13 protein-coding genes are annotated in these 15,090 nt (G+C 60.9%); 6 read left to right on the top strand and 7 right to left on the bottom strand.

From position 1 onward, the window contains the following. The first annotated feature begins 320 nt into the window (after positions 1 to 320). Positions 321 to 1,457, top strand: a complete 1,137-nt coding sequence (locus J1D76_RS02115; protein WP_421136785.1) for a glycerate kinase — start codon at positions 321 to 323, stop codon at positions 1,455 to 1,457. Between the two features lie 128 nt (positions 1,458 to 1,585). On the opposite strand, the gene J1D76_RS02110 is transcribed toward J1D76_RS02115, so the two are convergent. Then, positions 1,586 to 1,945, bottom strand: coding sequence for a DUF6124 family protein (locus J1D76_RS02110; RefSeq protein ID WP_421136784.1), 360 nt, complete (start codon positions 1,943 to 1,945; stop codon positions 1,586 to 1,588). Positions 1,946 to 2,358: 413 nt separating this feature from the next. On the opposite strand from J1D76_RS02110, the gene J1D76_RS02105 reads away from it, so the two are divergent. Next, positions 2,359 to 3,567, top strand: a complete 1,209-nt coding sequence (locus J1D76_RS02105; RefSeq protein ID WP_421136783.1) for a pyridoxal phosphate-dependent aminotransferase — start codon at positions 2,359 to 2,361, stop codon at positions 3,565 to 3,567. 238 nt (positions 3,568 to 3,805) lie between these two features. Beyond that, positions 3,806 to 4,744 carry a hypothetical protein gene (locus J1D76_RS02100; protein ID WP_421136782.1) on the top strand — a complete coding sequence of 313 codons (939 nt, stop codon included), beginning with the start codon at positions 3,806 to 3,808 and terminating at the stop codon, positions 4,742 to 4,744. Here J1D76_RS02100 and J1D76_RS02095 read toward each other — a convergent pair. After that, positions 4,707 to 4,991 (bottom strand): helix-turn-helix transcriptional regulator, encoded by a 285-nt coding sequence (locus J1D76_RS02095; protein WP_421136781.1) that lies wholly within the window; start codon positions 4,989 to 4,991, stop codon positions 4,707 to 4,709. The genes J1D76_RS02100 and J1D76_RS02095 overlap by 38 nt on opposite strands. A 463-nt stretch (positions 4,992 to 5,454) precedes the next feature. On the opposite strand from J1D76_RS02095, the gene J1D76_RS02090 reads away from it, so the two are divergent. Both J1D76_RS02090 and J1D76_RS02085 read left to right on the top strand, forming a co-directional pair. Continuing rightward, on the top strand, positions 5,455 to 5,625 hold the full coding sequence (locus J1D76_RS02090; protein WP_421136780.1) for a hypothetical protein: 171 nt from the start codon (positions 5,455 to 5,457) through the stop codon (positions 5,623 to 5,625). A 96-nt stretch (positions 5,626 to 5,721) separates the two neighbouring features. Continuing rightward, positions 5,722 to 7,395: a fibronectin type III domain-containing protein gene (locus J1D76_RS02085; RefSeq protein WP_421136779.1), complete on the top strand. Its 1,674-nt coding sequence runs from the start codon at positions 5,722 to 5,724 to the stop codon at positions 7,393 to 7,395. 44 nt (positions 7,396 to 7,439) lie between these two features. Here J1D76_RS02085 and J1D76_RS02080 read toward each other — a convergent pair whose 3' ends face one another. The 5 genes from J1D76_RS02080 to J1D76_RS02060 all read right to left on the bottom strand — a co-directional run bounded on the left by J1D76_RS02080 (position 7,440) and on the right by J1D76_RS02060 (position 14,094). Continuing rightward, positions 7,440 to 8,048 (bottom strand): LysE family translocator, encoded by a 609-nt coding sequence (locus tag J1D76_RS02080; RefSeq protein WP_421136778.1) that lies wholly within the window; start codon positions 8,046 to 8,048, stop codon positions 7,440 to 7,442. 52 nt (positions 8,049 to 8,100) lie between these two features. Next, on the bottom strand, positions 8,101 to 8,940 hold the full coding sequence (locus tag J1D76_RS02075; RefSeq protein WP_421136777.1) for an AraC family ligand binding domain-containing protein: 840 nt from the start codon (positions 8,938 to 8,940) through the stop codon (positions 8,101 to 8,103). A 75-nt stretch (positions 8,941 to 9,015) separates the two neighbouring features. After that, entirely contained in the window at positions 9,016 to 9,657 is a 642-nt protein-coding gene (locus J1D76_RS02070; protein ID WP_421136776.1) for a DUF1345 domain-containing protein, read from the bottom strand. A gap of 177 nt (positions 9,658 to 9,834) precedes the next feature. Then, a complete protein-coding gene (locus J1D76_RS02065) occupies positions 9,835 to 12,921 on the bottom strand; it encodes a multidrug efflux RND transporter permease subunit (RefSeq protein ID WP_421136775.1) in 3,087 nt (1,028 codons plus the stop codon). Between the two features lie 15 nt (positions 12,922 to 12,936). Next, positions 12,937 to 14,094: an efflux RND transporter periplasmic adaptor subunit gene (locus tag J1D76_RS02060; RefSeq protein ID WP_421136774.1), complete on the bottom strand. Its 1,158-nt coding sequence runs from the start codon at positions 14,092 to 14,094 to the stop codon at positions 12,937 to 12,939. A 293-nt stretch (positions 14,095 to 14,387) separates the two neighbouring features. Here J1D76_RS02060 and J1D76_RS02055 point away from each other — a divergent pair, with 293 nt between their 5' ends. Then, positions 14,388 to 15,089 carry a response regulator gene (locus J1D76_RS02055; RefSeq protein WP_421136773.1) on the top strand — a complete coding sequence of 234 codons (702 nt, stop codon included), beginning with the start codon at positions 14,388 to 14,390 and terminating at the stop codon, positions 15,087 to 15,089. Position 15,090 lies beyond the last annotated feature (1 nt).

Here is a 15,090-nt window from a genome sequence, read left to right as displayed (position 1 = left end):
TGGTCGCCTGAAAACGGCTACTCGAATCACTTCGAGGCAGAGCGCGACGTAATGGACTTTATCGCTCATTACAACCACAGACGCTGTCACACCGCCTCGAACAACCTGCCGCCAGCCATCTTTGAAACGCTAGCGGCGTAATACTCCTACAGAATGGTCTAAAAAAACTGGACCACTTCAAGCCAGCTCCTACAGCGGTCACTGTGAATCATCGGGCTTTGTGGAAATGAACAATAATCCGCAACACCGCTTGTGCAGCGGACCGGCGTTATTGTTCATGGCGGCTGGCAGCATGTGGGCATTGGAACTGGAGAATTCCCATGAAAATCGTGATCGCCCCCGACTCGTTCAAGGACAGCCTCAGCGCCCAAGGCGTGGCCGATGCCATTGCATTGGGATTGGCGCAGGTCTGGCCTGATGCGCAATTGATCAAATGCCCGATGGCCGACGGCGGGGAAGGGACTGTCGAGTCGATCCTGGCCGCGTGCGAAGGCGAGCAGCGCCGCACCCTGGTGCGCGGGCCGCTGGGGGCCACGGTGGAAGCCGCCTGGGGCTGGTTGCCCCAGAGCCACACAGCGATCATCGAAATGGCCGAGGCCAGCGGTTTGCAATTGGTCCCGCTGGCGCAACGGGATGCGTGCATCAGCAGCACCTTCGGGACCGGGCAATTGATCCGCGCCGCGCTGGATGCCGGTGCACAACGGGTGATCCTGGCGATTGGCGGCAGCGCGACCAATGATGGCGGCGCCGGTGCCATGCAGGCCTTGGGCGTGAAACTCCTCGACTTCCAGGGGCAGACGCTGTCACCGGGCGGCCTCGCCTTGGCGCAGTTGGCCCGCGTCGACCTGAGCGACATCGATCCGCGTCTGGCCCAGGTGCGCTTCGACATCGCCGCCGACGTCAACAACCCGCTGTGCGGCCCCCATGGTGCCTCGGCGATCTTCGGCCCGCAAAAAGGCGCCTCGCCCGTGCAGGTCGAGCAACTGGACCGCGCCCTGGGACACTTTGCCGACCATTGCGCGACAGCCTTGAACAACGACGTGCGCGACGAGCCGGGCAGTGGCGCGGCGGGCGGCCTGGGGTTTGCCGCCAAGGCGTTCCTTGGTGCGCAATTCAAGGCTGGGGTCGAGGTGGTAGCCGAACTCGTGGGCCTGGCTGACGCCGTTGCAGGCGCCGATCTGGTGATCACCGGTGAAGGGCGTTTCGATGCGCAAACCCTGCGCGGCAAGACGCCCTTTGGTGTGGCGCGGGTCGCCCGGGAACAGGGCGTGCCGATCATCGTCATCGCCGGCACGTTGGGCGAGGGCTATCAGGCACTGTACGAACATGGCATCGACGCTGCGTTTGCCTTGGCGAGCGGGCCGATGACCCTTGAGCAGGCCTGCGCCGAGGCGCCGCGTTTGCTGCGTGAGCGGGCGACCGATGTGGCGCGGGTCTGGCGGGTGGCTGCCAGATAATTCCCTGAACCCCGCAACCCCTGTAGGAGCGAGCTTGCTCGCGAAGGTCGTGAACGATAACGCGTGCTGTCTGAACAAGCGCGGCGCTTTCAAGTCCTTCGAGCAGGCTCGCTCCTACAAGACTCCCGTTATTCAGGCGGATCAATCTGATCCAGCACCCGGTTCGCCGTGATCTCCGCCAGCATCACGCTGTTGGAAATTCCCAGCAGCGCATTGCGCGATCCACCGTCCAGGTGATCCACCAACTGGTGGACCATCACGTCGACTGACGCCAGCGTTTCAACCAGATACACCACCAGGGTTTCGGTCGTGGCTTCAGGGTTCACGGTAAACAGTGAACCGGGAGTACGCGGCGTGGCCTTGATGTCGGCGATCGAGGGAAAGTGAAAGGCGAGGGCGCGTTCGGCGGCTTCGTTGAGTTTTTTTGAATCGGGTTCGTACGGGGAAACCGGATCGGTGTCCGGTGGGTTGGGTGTGACTTTGAACATAAGCTAGATCCTATTGTGGAGTGCCACCCCTCTTGCGACTAAACGAAAGGGGAGGCAGCTGTACGCAGGTTAGTCGACCGGGGATCTAGCAAACCGGCGCGCCCGAAGGCGCCCTGCGCACAGCTACCATCAAGTGCAAGCATGGGAATGCCTGACTGACAGAGCTTGTGCACTTCACTAGAAAACCACCGGGCGACTAAACCCGATCACTGACAATCAGTGACGCGAATCAAGTTACCGATGGGCTCCAAGGCGCACAAGCCGGCGGATTCTGGCGTACCCGTAGGCAATGGCGCAAGGTCTTGTAGCTTGCATGAAGTAACCTTAAACGCCTTTAAACAGGCGCCCGCGGCTGGCGTGTTTCGCGATTTGAGATAGGGTTGAGGCAAGGAACCGCGCCACAGGAGAACACCATGCGCTACGCAGCCTTGACCCAACGAATCGCCGGTGACGGAGCGGCGGCCTGGCAGATTCACGATCGAGCGCTGGCGCTGCGCGAGCAGGGTGTCGATGTCTTGCTGCTGTCGATCGGCGACCCGGATTTCGACACGCCACAACCCATCGTCCAGGCCGCGATTGGCAGTTTGCTGGCCGGCGACACGCACTACCCGGCGGTGCGCGGCAGCCAGGGTTTGCGCGACAGCATCGCCCGGCATCATCGCCAGCGCAGTGGCCAGGCAGTGGATGCCCGGCACGTGATCGTCTTCCCCGGGGCGCAGTGCGCGGTCTATTCGGTCGTGCAATGCCTGCTCGACCCGGGAGACGAAGTGCTCGTCGCCGAACCGATGTACGTGACCTACGAAGGCGTGTTCGGTGCCTGCGGGGCGAAAGTGGTGCCGGTGCCGGTGCGTTCGCAGAACGGCTTTAGGGTCGATCCGGCGGATGTCGTGGCACTGATCACGCCGAACACCCGCGCGATGTTGCTCAACAGTCCGAACAACCCCTCCGGCGCCAGCCTGCCGATGAAGAGCTGGAAAGCGCTGGCCGAATTGTGCATTCGCCATGACCTGTGGTTAATCAGCGACGAGGTGTACAGCGAACTGCTGTTCGAGGGCGAACACATCAGCCCCGCGAGTTTGCCGGGCATGGCCGAACGCACGGCGACCATCAACAGCCTGTCGAAATCCCACGCCATGAGTGGCTGGCGGGTGGGTTGGGTGATCGGGCCGCCATCGCTGTGTGAACATTTGGTAAATCTGTCGTTGTGCATGCTGTTCGGCATTCCGGATTTCATCCAGAACGCCGCGCAATTGGCACTGGATGAAAACCTGCCGCACGTGGCGCTGATGCGAGAGGAGTACCGCCAGCGTCGCGACCTGGTGTGCGCCAGTCTGGATCTGTGCCCTGGTATCCGGGCGATTCGCCCCGATGGCGGCATGTTCGTGATGGTCGACGTGCGCCAGACCGGGTTGTCGGCCCAGCATTTCGCCGAGCGGCTGCTGGATGGCTATGGCGTTTCGGTGCTGGCCGGCGAAGCCTTCGGGCCGAGTGCAGCGGGGCACATTCGCATCGGCCTGGTGGTGGACCGGCCGAAGCTGGCGGACGCCTGTCGACGTATTTCTCTGTGTGTAACGAACTTGCTCGAGGGGGCTGCGAGCCTGAGCTTTTCGGCGCGGTCTTGAGGTCTCCTTCGCCGTTTTGAACCCTGCGCCCCCATCCTTCCTGCGCAGGGAATCGTCCCCCACCTGTCAACTTTGACAGTATCGCTTTTTTTTCCATGAGTGCTTAATCCGCCCAAGGTCAGTTCGGCCTGCTGCGCGACGACGTTCATGAGGTTTGCCTGCAGCGCCCACGGTGTTGACCGACACAACGGCCGTAGCGTGGCCTATGGCTCAAATGGCGAAACAGGAGCACAAGAACATGTCGATCAAACAGGACCTACGAGAGTCACAAGAAGCGAACAGCGCCTACCTGAAAATGCGCTCCGAGTATCGGGCAAAGCTTGCCGATATGGAGTTGATAATTAGTCCGGATGATTATGCAGACGTCCCGACCAAGCTCCTTCATGGGCCTAAATTGAAGGTGAATAACGGGCTTAAGGTGAAAATTCCAAAGTGGTTGAATCTACCGCCACCCGGCCAGCCTGCAGAAGTAATTGAAGTCCAGATTGATCCGGGTACGGGGACGTTCCACTTTGCGGCAACACATTCTTTCGCTATCCCTGCGGGTGGTACTGACTTTCCCGAGGACTTCCCGTTTGAGATGACCATCCCGATCAATGTTCTGCCGGATGTCGCTACATGCAAGCTGCGATACATACACACCGATTTTCGAGGCGATGAAACCCCATCATTGGAAACCACGGTCATTTGCGATCGACTGCCACCTTATAATCACGATGCGCCAAAGGCTCCAGTATTTGCCGGGGATTATCTCGACGATACATCCCTGCCGGCCAATGGCAAGCTCACGCTCACCATCCCCGGCTACCCGGATTGGCAAGGCACCGATCAAATCGCCGTTTATCTGGTTGATGAAGACAACATCCCGGATGATCCGACCGCTACACCGCCGATTTATACTGATTTTGCCCCTGCACCGGGTATCACCGATAGTACCATCGAGATTGACGCCGCCAAGATCCGGGATTTTGGCGATGCCAAAGCGCTGATGACCTATGCCTTGCGCGATAAAGCGTTAAACGACAGCCCGCCGGCACTGTACAAAAAAGTCGGTCTCACGTTCGGGTCGCTGCCCACCAATTTCAAAAAGCCGCGTGTGCCGCAAGCCGTCCCTGGGCCGTTGACGATGAGGGGCAAGCTCAAGGCATTCGGATCAAGCCTTGTTCCAGCGCCTTGACCAGGGCGATCCAGCGTGATCTCACGCCGAATTTTCGGCGAATGTTGCAAAAGTGGTAGTTCACACCAGCCTCGGTACAGCTGATGATCCTTGCGATTTCCCAAGAAGATTTGCCCACTGAGCTCCACATCAGGACTTCTTTTTCCCGGGAGGTGAGCTTGATTTTTTTCGGTTGATCGACCTCCTGATCGAGCTGGGTGAGCGGGGCTATCGATGAGCGAACTGAGGGGGTAGCGGACTGATGCATTTTGGATCTCCCATTCATCATCATTGACGGCGTGGGCGCGGCAGAATCCTCCTACTTCACAAAGGCATGGTTCGCGCGGCCGTCCTACAAAGCCTGGTGCAAGGCTGTAGGCGAGGTGTCGTTATAGCGCGAATCAACCGACTTGGAACCTGTCAGAAATTACAGGTGAGGGACTTTAATCAGGTGTTATGGAAAAGGCTGTCAGCCGAAGACTTCGGTGGTTGTAGGATGGATCTTTGAGTGATGACGTACTGAGAAATGCGCGTTAATTTTTTGATTAGGCGAGATTTTGCGTGTTTAACGCAGGCGAGTGATTACGCAGATATTCATCGGGAAAATGCCCACGCAAGGGACGGTTTTCGATCAGCACCGATATGCCCGTTCGTCGCTTGAAAACGCCACTGGTGCGCTTCGCGATTTGAGATAGTGTTGTGGCTGGGAACCTGCGCGACAGGAGAAGGACATGCGCTATTCAGGTTTCACCCGGCCAAAGGGGGACGTGCCGGTTAGCCCGCAGAACGGCTTTCGCGTCGATCCGGGGGATGTCTGCTCGGATCACCCTGAACCCCGGGCCTTTTTGATCAATAGCCTGAACTGGGTTAAAGCGCAGATGACCTGGCCGCCAAAAGCATAGAAATTGGCTGCTCGCCACTAACAGTTCTGTCAGTGGTGCTGCACCCGCAAACGGTATTTAAATGAAAGCAGACAAACCGTTGCTGGAGGCGGCTGAATGAGCAGGCACGAAAACGAATCACCCCTACCTGGGACGGCTTATGTGGTTCCGCCGATTACCATCACCGCGTCCGCTCAGTCGACCTCGGCCATACGCGTGATCTGGGGGTACCTGGCCGGTGGCGGGCATACCGGTTCGCGGGTGAAGTGGGGAGTGGTGGGTGGCCCCACGGTGGGCGAGTTCGATGTCCCCATCAGTTCCTTGACCTATATCGTCAGCGGGCTCAATCCGAACACGGAATATTTCATCCAGATTTTCGGACTCAAAGGTAGCGAGGTGTCGCCAATCAGCAAGGACACTCAGGCCAAAACCCATCCCGCGGCTTCTGTTCCGGTAAGCCCGACCAATCTCAGCGCCACACCCACTAAAAACAGCATGGCCTTGAGCTGGTCCGGCCCCGCCGATGCTTCGAGCTACAAGATCAGCTACGGGCTTGCACCCAGTGGCGCGGTGATCGGCTCCGCGACATCGGTGGCGGCAGCTCACACGGTTAGCGGCCTGAATGCCGGAACCCACTATTATTTCGATGTGCGCTCGTCCAATAATGTCGGCGATTCGGCACCGACACGGATCACCAGGCAGACCTTGCAAGTGCCCGCGACGCCCACTGGCTTGCGAGCGACGCCGACAATCTCCACACTGGAGATTCAATGGTCTGCCACCACGGGTGCCGACGATTATGTCATCCGTTACGGTATCGAACCCGGCGGAGCGGTCACTACGCTGACCACGCGACTACTGTGCGAGGCGCTGGTCAACCTCAACAAAAATACCCTTTATTTCGTCGAGGTCAGCGCCCGAAATGCCAACGGCGAATCTTCCCCGTCGCGCATCACTCAACGAACGCTGGATGGCCCACCGCTGCCACCCAAGCCAGGCCCGTTGGTTGTGCTGGACACCTTTGATACGGTGCGTGTCAGTTGGGCCACGATTAATCAGCCCGGATACGAGGTGGCCTATGGTTTGCTCAGCCAGCACCCGCAAGTCATCGCACGGTATGAAACCGAGCACCTGACCTGGTTGTTGAGGTACCTGTCTCCTGACGTGACCTATTTCATTGAAGTGCGAGCCTTCAACGAGGCGGGATATTCAGCACCTTCATTTGCGACCGTCACCATCGGCCCAGACCGGACACAACCAAGAAACCTGAGCAATCCCGGCAGGACGTTCAACGAGGCGAGGCTGACCTGGGATGCGCCGCAGGACACCTCTTATCTGATCGATTACGAAGTTACCTGCCCGGGGCGGCCGGTCGTTCGCACCAGCACGCGTGAATACATCGCCACACAGTTGCTACCCGAACGGGAGTATCCGTTCACGGTTCGGCCCCGTCGATCCGAAGGTCCCTTACCGGCCCTGTCGGCTGTGATCAGCGTGGTGACCCATGACTTCGTACCGCCGATTCGCGTGACGGCCCTCAAGCTGACGCCGACGACGCCTGGCAATGCACTGCTGAGCTGGAGCGCGTCGCAGGACAATGTCGAGGTCACCGGCTACGAGGTCCGCCGTAACGCGGGTAGCTGGATTTCGGTGAGCGGTATCAGTTACCCGGTTTCAGGCTTGGGGAGCTCGGACGTTTTTGAGGTAAGGGCCAAAGATGCCGCTGGAAACCGCTCCTTGTCGGTAACGACGAGGTTTACTAACGGCGTTGCAGCCGCTGCCTCATCCTGACGGCGGTTGAAAGTCGTTATGCACCGATGGGTCACACGGGGCATTCAGATCCAGACGCTTATCCAAGTCGAACCCAGCAGCAAAAGCGCCATGCAACGATTGAAGTGTTGCATGGCGCGCGGCGTTCGCAGCCAGCGGCTCGAGCCGGCGCCCAGCATTGCCCATGCGCCGAGGCATGGCAGGGACACCAGAAAAAACATCAATGACAGTAACGCCACCCGCCACCCACGCTGTTCGCCGTCTCCGGCAAATACACTGACCACCGCTAGCGCCATCATCCAGGTTTTCGGGTTGATCCATTGCAGGCTGGCGGCGCCCCACATTCCGAGGCGGGTTTCTCTGGTCTGGGTGCTGATGGCTTCGGCGGGGGCGCTGAACATCTGCAAGGCCAGATAGCTCAGCCACCCTACACCGACCCATTGCATGACGGTTTGCAATACCGGCCAAGCGGTCAACGTAGACCCGGCTCCGATACCCACCAACAGCACAAGGATCGCCGCGCTGGTGCAGGCGCCGAAGATGATGGGCGCGGCCGCCGCAACGCCGAACCGTGCGCTGTTGCTCAACACCAGAATGTTGGTCGGGCCCGGTGTAATCGAGGCGACAAAGGCAAACAGCAAGAACGGCAGCAACGTCGGGAAAGAGGAAAGCATCGCAGGCAGACTCCGGTGAAGATCAGTACGTTGATCTTCACAATCGCTGGTATTACCTGTCTGGAAGATTTGAGCAGCGCTTGCGGTAAAGCGCCGGCGTCAGGCCATAGGCGCGCATGAACCAGCGCCCCAGATGGCTCTGGTCGGCAAAGCCCAGCGCCATCGCGACCGTCGCCGGTTGCTCGCCGCGAGCCAGCATCCGTCGGGCGGTGGCCAGGCGTAATTGCACCAGATAGGCGTGGGGCGCCATGCCATAGGCGGCCTTGAACGCGCGGGTCAGGCGGAACCGGTCGACGCCGGTGACGGCGGCCAGTTGATCGAGGCCGATGTCAAACTGCGCGTTGGCATGCAGGTATTCCCGAGCCTTTTGTGCGACCAGCGGCAGGCGCGGATCCTCGCTGTACCGAGTGCGCCAGTGCAAATGGCTGGTCAGGCGTTCGAGCAAACCGTCGAGGGCGGTCTGGCGGACGATCTTCAGTTCACCGCGATGCAGGGTCTCGAAGGCGAGGCTGGTGGCTTGGGCCAGTCGTGTGTCGCTGGTCAGGGTAGTGGCGAAGCTCAGTTCGCTATTGCCCGGTGCGAGGTCAAACACGGCGCCAAGCTCACATCGCAACCACTGCGGGTCGAGGTAAAGCATGCGATAGGTGAAGCCATCCGCGTGGGGTGCCTCGCCGTCATGGATGTCGCCAGGCTCGAGTAAAAACACCTTGCCCGGTGTGCTCTGGTGCCTGGCCCGTCGACAATTGAATTGCTGGACGCCTTGCTCGGTGACCCCGACCAAGTAACTGTCATGCCAGTGCGGGTCGTAGGCATGCCCTTCGAAATACGCACGCAGCGTCTCGATGCCGGTGTCGGCATCCCGGGCGAGATCGATCCAGTTGTGAGTGGTCATGGTCTACCTGCGAAACGGTGTGCCGGGCTATTTAACGCCCGGACCGAGGTCCATGCCTAGAACGATTGTGCAGTCCTAGCTGAACAGCCCGGCGGCGATGTTGATCGAAAAGCCGAGGATCGCGGTGTTGAACAAAAAGCCGATCAACGACTGTGCCAATACGATCTTGCGCATGCTCCGGGTCGCGACGCCGACATCCGAGGTTTGCACCGCCACGCCGATGGTGAACGAAAAATACAGGAAGTCCCAGTAATTGGGTGTCGTCAGGCCTTCGGCGAAGCGCAGCGCCGGTTCCTTGCCGTCCCAGATGTAATACAGCCGGGCGTAATGCAGGCTGAAGATGACCCCGATCAGCAACCATGAACCGATGACCGTCAGCGCAGTGAAACCGTAATGCACCAGCTTGCGCGCAGTTTCCAGGTCTTTGCTGCCGGCCAGTTCGAGGGTGATGGTCGCCAGGCTGGCCAGCGCCGCGATGCTCACCAGCGCCAGCACCCATCCGGCGTTTTCATCTTCCATTTCGGCGATGCGTTTCACGTCTGGCGCTTTGGAGCGTACGGTGAGCCAGAGCATCAGCAGCAAGTACATCCACACCCCGGCATTCCAGCCGATGAGGATCTTGCTGACCAGCGAATCGGCCGGCGCCAGAATGCCCACCCCGATACCGAGCAGGATGGCAGCGGTCAGGCGAGGGTGGGTGCGTGCGAGGAAGATCATGGAGGCTCGATGGGTAGGGGCGATGCAATCACCTTAGCCCAGGAGCCCCCAATCTTGAAACCACCGAGATCCCTTGTAGGAGCTGGCTTGCCAGCGAAGGCGGTGTGTCAGCCAACAAAGATATTGAATGAGACGGCCTCTTCGCTGGCAAGCCAGCGCCTACAAGCGGGGTGTCAGCTAGCGCTTGCGCACCAGCTTCATCACCACTACAAAAAACACCGGCACGAACACCACGGCCAGGGTCGCCGTGATCATCCCGCCGATCACGCCAGTGCCAATCGCTTGCTGGCTCGCCGAACTGGCGCCGGTGGCAATGGCCAACGGCACCACGCCGAGGATGAATGCCAGCGAGGTCATGACAATCGGCCGCAACCGCAGGCGTGCCGCTTGCAGCGTGGCGTCGATCAGGTCGTGGCCTTCGTCGTACAGGCTCTTGGCGAACTCGATGATCAGGATCGCGTTCTTCGCCGACAGGCCGATGATGGTGATCAGCCCGACCTTGAAGAACACGTCGTTGGGCATCCCGCGCAAGGTCACGGCGAGCACCGCGCCGAGCACGCCGAGTGGCACTACAAGCAGCACCGAGGTCGGGATCGACCAGCTCTCGTACAACGCCGCCAGGCACAGGAACACGATCAACAGCGACAGCCCCAGCAGGATCGGCGCCTGACTGCCGGACAAACGTTCCTGCAACGACAACCCGGTCCATTCCTGGCCCAGGCCTGCCGGGCCTTGCGCCACCAGGCGCTCGATCTCGGCCATGGCCTCGCCAGTACTGTGGCCCGGTGTCGGTTCGCCGGAAATGCTGATCGCCGGGTAGCCGTTGTAACGGGTCAGCTGCGCCGGGCCCTGGGTCCATTTGGCCTGCACAAAGGCCGACAACGGCACCATGTTGCCGTGGGTGTTACGCACATGAATCTTCAACAGGTCGGCCACCTGGCTGCGCTGGTCGCCCTCGGCCTGTACCACCACGCGCTGCATCCGCCCCTGGTTGGGAAAGTCGTTGATGTAGGCCGAGCCGACGGCTGTGGACAACACGTTGCCGACGTCGGCAAAGGACACGCCCAACGCATTGGCCTGCTTGCGGTCGACGATCAATTGCACCTGCGGCGCTTCGGCCAGGGCGCTTTCGCGCACGTTCATCAGGATCGGACTTTTTTCGGCCGCTGCGAGTAACCCGGTACGGGCCTCCATCAACTTTTCATGGCCGAGGCCGCCACGGTCTTGCAGGCGGAACTCGAAACCGCTGGAGGTGCCGAGGCCATCCACTGGCGGTGGTAGAACCGCGAAGGTCACCGCGTCCTTGATCTGGCTCAGGGCAACGTTGGCCCGGTCGGCAATCGAGGCGGCCGAATCGTCGCTGCCGCGTTCGGACCAGTCCTTGAGCGTGCTGAACGCCAGCGCCGCATTCTGCCCAGTGCCGGAGAAACTGAAACCGAGAATCACCACGCTGTCGCGAATGCCCGGCTCGCCGGCGTTGTGCGCCTCGACCTGCTCGGCCACCTGCACCGTGCGGTTCTTGCTCGCACCCGGTGGCAACTGGATGTCGGTGATGGTGTAACCCTGGTCTTCGACCGGCAGGAACGAGGAGGGCAGGCGACTGAAGGCCAGGCCCAGGCCGATCAACAGCACCCCGTAGATCAGCAGGAAGCGCCCGCTGCGTTTCAGCGCATAAGCGACCCAGCCTTGATAGCGATCAGTGAGTTGCTCGAAGCGACGGTTGAACCAGCCGAAGAATCCGGACTTTTCATGATGCTCACCCTTGGCAATCGGCTTGAGCAACGTTGCACACAGGGCCGGGGTCAATGTCAGGGCGAGGAAGGCCGAGAACAGGATCGAGGTGGCCATCGACAGCGAGAACTGCTGGTAGATGACCCCGACCGAACCCTGCATGAACGCCATCGGAATGAACACCGCCACCAGCACCAGGGTGATGCCGATGATGGCCCCGGTGATCTGCTTCATGGCCTTGCGCGTGGCCTCCTTGGGCGACAAACCCTCGGTGGCCATGATCCGCTCGACGTTCTCCACCACCACGATGGCGTCGTCCACCAGGATGCCGATGGCCAGCACCATGCCGAACATGGTCAGCACGTTGATCGAAAACCCCAGCGCCAACATCGTCGCAAAGGTCCCCATCAACGCCACCGGCACGACGAGCGTCGGGATCAGCGTGTAGCGAACGTTCTGCAGGAACAGGAACATCACCGCGAACACCAGCAGCATGGCCTCGCCGAGGGTGTAGACCACCTTGGTGATCGAGACCTTGACGAACGGCGAAGTGTCGTACGGAATCGAGTACTCGACGTTGGCCGGGAAATAGCGCTTGAGCTCATCCATTTTCGCCCGCACCAGGGTCGCGGTGTTCAGGGCGTTGGCGCCGGGTGACAACTGAACGGCGACAGCGGTGGACGGCTTGCCGTTCAGGCGCGTGGAAAACTGGTATTCCTGGCTACCGATCTCGACCCGCGCCACATCATGGATGCGCACCGTTGAACCGTCCGGGTTAGCCTTGAGGACGATGTCGGCAAACTCTTCGGGGGTCGATAACTGCCCCTTGACCAGAATCGTCGCAGTGATTTCCTGGGTGGTGCGGGTGGGCAGGTCGCCGATGCTGCCGGCCGAGACCTGGGCGTTTTGCGCGACGATGGCGGCGTTGACGTCCGCCGGCGTCAGGTTGAAAGCGAGCAGTTTCTGCGGGTCGATCCAGATCCGCATTGCCCGTTCGGCGCCGTATAACTGCGCCTTGCCGACGCCGTCCAGACGCTTGATCTCGTTCATCACGTTACGCGCCAGGTAATCGCTGAGCGCGACGTCGTCGAGCTTGCCGTCGCTGGAAGTCAGGGTGATCAGCAGCAGGAAGCCGGAGGACACTTTGTCCACCTGCAAGCCTTGCTGGATCACCGCTTGCGGCAGGCGCGACTCCACCGCTTTGAGGCGGTTCTGCACATCCACCTGGGCCAGTTCCGGGTGGGTGCCCGGCTGGAACGTCGCCTTGATGGTTGCGCTGCCGAGGCTGCTCTGGGATTCGAAATACAACAGGTGATCGGCACCGTTGAGTTCTTCCTCGATCAGGCTGACCACGCTCTCGTCCACGGTTTGCGCCGAAGCGCCGGGGTACACGGCGTAGATCTCGATTTGCGGCGGCGCAACGTCCGGGTATTGGGCTACGGGCAGTTGCGGGATGGCCAGTGCACCGGCCAGCAGGATGAACAAGGCAACCACCCAGGCGAACACCGGGCGGTCGATAAAGAACTGCGGCATAAACAAGCGTCCTGCTTACTGGCCAGAAACCTGGGCAAGGGGAAGAGGGGTGTCGTCGATCTGCACTTTTTCGCCGGGGCGCGCGTGTTGCAGGCCCTCGACGACGATGCGGTCGCCCGGCTTGAGGCCGCCGGTGACGATCCAGCGATTGTCCTGCACGGCGCCCAGTTCCACCGGTTGCTGGCCGACCCGCTGTTCGGAATCGAGGATCAATACCTGGGCGATGCCAGCGCTGTCTCGCTGCACGGCGCGTTGCGGCACGCTGATGCCTTCGCGGTTGACCGCTTGCTCGAGGCGTACGCGGACAAAGCTGCCGGGCAGCAAGTCGAGGTCGGGGTTGGGGAACTCGCTGCGCAGGATGATCTGGCCGGTGCCCGGGTCGACGGTGATGTCGCTGAACAGCATTTTGCCCGGCAACGGGTAGAGGCTGCCGTCATCGAGAATCAGTGTGGCCTTGGCCTGGCCCTGGCCGACCTGCTGCAACTGGCCGGAGCGGAAGGCACGGCGCAGTTCGTTGAGTTCGCGGGTTGACTGGGTCAGGTCGGCATGAATCGGGTTCAGTTGCTGAATCAGTGCCAGTGGTGTGGTTTCGTTCTGCCCGACCAAGGCGCCTTCGGTGACCAGTGCGCGCCCGACACGACCGGAAATCGGCGCGGTGACGGTGGCATAGCCGAGGTTGAGTTTCGCCCGTTCTACGGCGGCTTTATTGGCGGCGACGTCGGCGGCGGTCTGGCGAGCGTTGGCCCGTGCGTTGTCGTAGTCTTGACCGCTGATGGCCTTGTCGTCGATCAACTGGGCGTAGCGTTGCTCCTGCAATTTGGCCTGGAACGCATTGGCCTCGGCCTTGCGCAGGGCAGCTTCGGCGCTGTCCAGGTCGGCCTTGAACGGTGCCGGATCGATGCGGAACAGCACATCGCCTTTTTTCACGTCGCTGCCTTCACGGAAGGTCCGCTGCAGGACCACACCGGCCACGCGGGCTCGCACTTCGGCGATGCGCGGCGCGACAATCCGCCCGCTCAGTTCGCTGCTGATGGTCAATGGCCCGGCTGCGATGGTTTCGATGCGCACGGTCGCCAGCGGCGCCTGCTCCTCGGCGGTCGAGGATTTGTCGCACGCGGCCAGTGTCAACGCCAGTGCAATCAGGCTGAGCCTGGCAAGCAGATTCTTTGACATGTAATACCCCAATTAAGACTCCCAGCATCCTACTGGGCGAAGGCGAGGGTAGCGGTGAAGCTTTGTTGGTGCTGTGTGAAATTGTGTAAGGGTTTTACTCAGGGACGAGCGAGGGCGTATATCCTTCAATCCTTGATTTCGTTTGCGCCTGTCAGACCGCTATCGCTGGCAAGCCAGCTCCTACAGGGATTGGATGTGACCACAAAGAATGTGAATACCACCAACCACTGTAGGAGCTGGCTTGCCAGCGATAGGGCCGGACCAGGCGCCACAGCTCTTTCTGGAAACACCCTATGCCCAACATCCTTCTGGTCGAAGACGACACCGCCCTCGCCGAACTCATCGCCAGCTACCTGGAACGCAACGGTTATTCCGTCAGCGTGATCGGCCGCGGCGATCATGTGCGCGAGCGGGCGCGGGTCAGTCCGCCGGACCTGGTGATCCTCGACCTGATGCTGCCCGGCCTTGATGGCTTGCAAGTGTGCCGCCTGCTGCGGGCCGATTCGGCGACCTTGCCGATCCTGATGCTCACCGCTCGCGACGACAGCCATGACCAGGTCCTGGGCCTGGAAATGGGCGCCGACGACTACGTCACCAAGCCTTGCGAGCCCCGCGTGTTGCTGGCGCGAGTGCGGACCCTGTTGCGGCGCAGCAGCCTCAGCGAGCCGCAGACCGCCAACGACCGCATCCTGATGGGCAACCTGTGCATCGACCTGTCGGAGCGCACCGTGACCTGGCGCGATCAGTTGGTCGAACTGTCCAGCGGTGAGTACAACCTCCTGGTGGTGCTAGCCCGGCACGCCGGCGAAGTGTTGAGTCGCGATCAGATTCTGCAACGCCTGCGCGGCATCGAATTCAATGGCACCGACCGTTCGGTGGACGTGGCGATTTCCAAGTTGCGGCGCAAGTTTGATGACCACGCCGGCGAGGCGCGCAAGATCAAGACCGTGTGGGGCAAGGGCTACCTGTTCAGCCGTTCCGAGTGGGAATGCTGAG

Origin of the sequence: Pseudomonas sp. NFX15 (assembly GCF_049132105.1) — a bacterium.
GTDB lineage: Bacteria > Pseudomonadota > Gammaproteobacteria > Pseudomonadales > Pseudomonadaceae > Aquipseudomonas.
Note: the sequence above shows the minus strand (reverse complement) of the source record. Positions and strands in the feature narration are given on the sequence as shown.

What these genes read in the sequence shown, in the direction of transcription:
- J1D76_RS02105 (WP_421136783.1), top strand. Translation starts at nt 2,359, where the DNA reads ATGCGCTACGCAGCCTTGACCCAACGAATCGCCGGTGACGGAGCGGCG.
- J1D76_RS02065 (WP_421136775.1), bottom strand. Translation starts at nt 12,921, where the DNA reads ATGCCGCAGTTCTTTATCGACCGCCCGGTGTTCGCCTGGGTGGTTGCC.
- J1D76_RS02075 (WP_421136777.1), bottom strand. Translation starts at nt 8,940, where the DNA reads ATGACCACTCACAACTGGATCGATCTCGCCCGGGATGCCGACACCGGC.
- J1D76_RS02080 (WP_421136778.1), bottom strand. Translation starts at nt 8,048, where the DNA reads ATGCTTTCCTCTTTCCCGACGTTGCTGCCGTTCTTGCTGTTTGCCTTT.
- J1D76_RS02110 (WP_421136784.1), bottom strand. Translation starts at nt 1,945, where the DNA reads ATGTTCAAAGTCACACCCAACCCACCGGACACCGATCCGGTTTCCCCG.
- J1D76_RS02070 (WP_421136776.1), bottom strand. Translation starts at nt 9,657, where the DNA reads ATGATCTTCCTCGCACGCACCCACCCTCGCCTGACCGCTGCCATCCTG.
- J1D76_RS02115 (WP_421136785.1), top strand. Translation starts at nt 321, where the DNA reads ATGAAAATCGTGATCGCCCCCGACTCGTTCAAGGACAGCCTCAGCGCC.
- J1D76_RS02060 (WP_421136774.1), bottom strand. Translation starts at nt 14,094, where the DNA reads ATGTCAAAGAATCTGCTTGCCAGGCTCAGCCTGATTGCACTGGCGTTG.
- J1D76_RS02055 (WP_421136773.1), top strand. Translation starts at nt 14,388, where the DNA reads ATGCCCAACATCCTTCTGGTCGAAGACGACACCGCCCTCGCCGAACTC.
- J1D76_RS02100 (WP_421136782.1), top strand. Translation starts at nt 3,806, where the DNA reads ATGTCGATCAAACAGGACCTACGAGAGTCACAAGAAGCGAACAGCGCC.
- J1D76_RS02090 (WP_421136780.1), top strand. Translation starts at nt 5,455, where the DNA reads ATGCGCTATTCAGGTTTCACCCGGCCAAAGGGGGACGTGCCGGTTAGC.
- J1D76_RS02095 (WP_421136781.1), bottom strand. Translation starts at nt 4,991, where the DNA reads ATGCATCAGTCCGCTACCCCCTCAGTTCGCTCATCGATAGCCCCGCTC.
- J1D76_RS02085 (WP_421136779.1), top strand. Translation starts at nt 5,722, where the DNA reads ATGAGCAGGCACGAAAACGAATCACCCCTACCTGGGACGGCTTATGTG.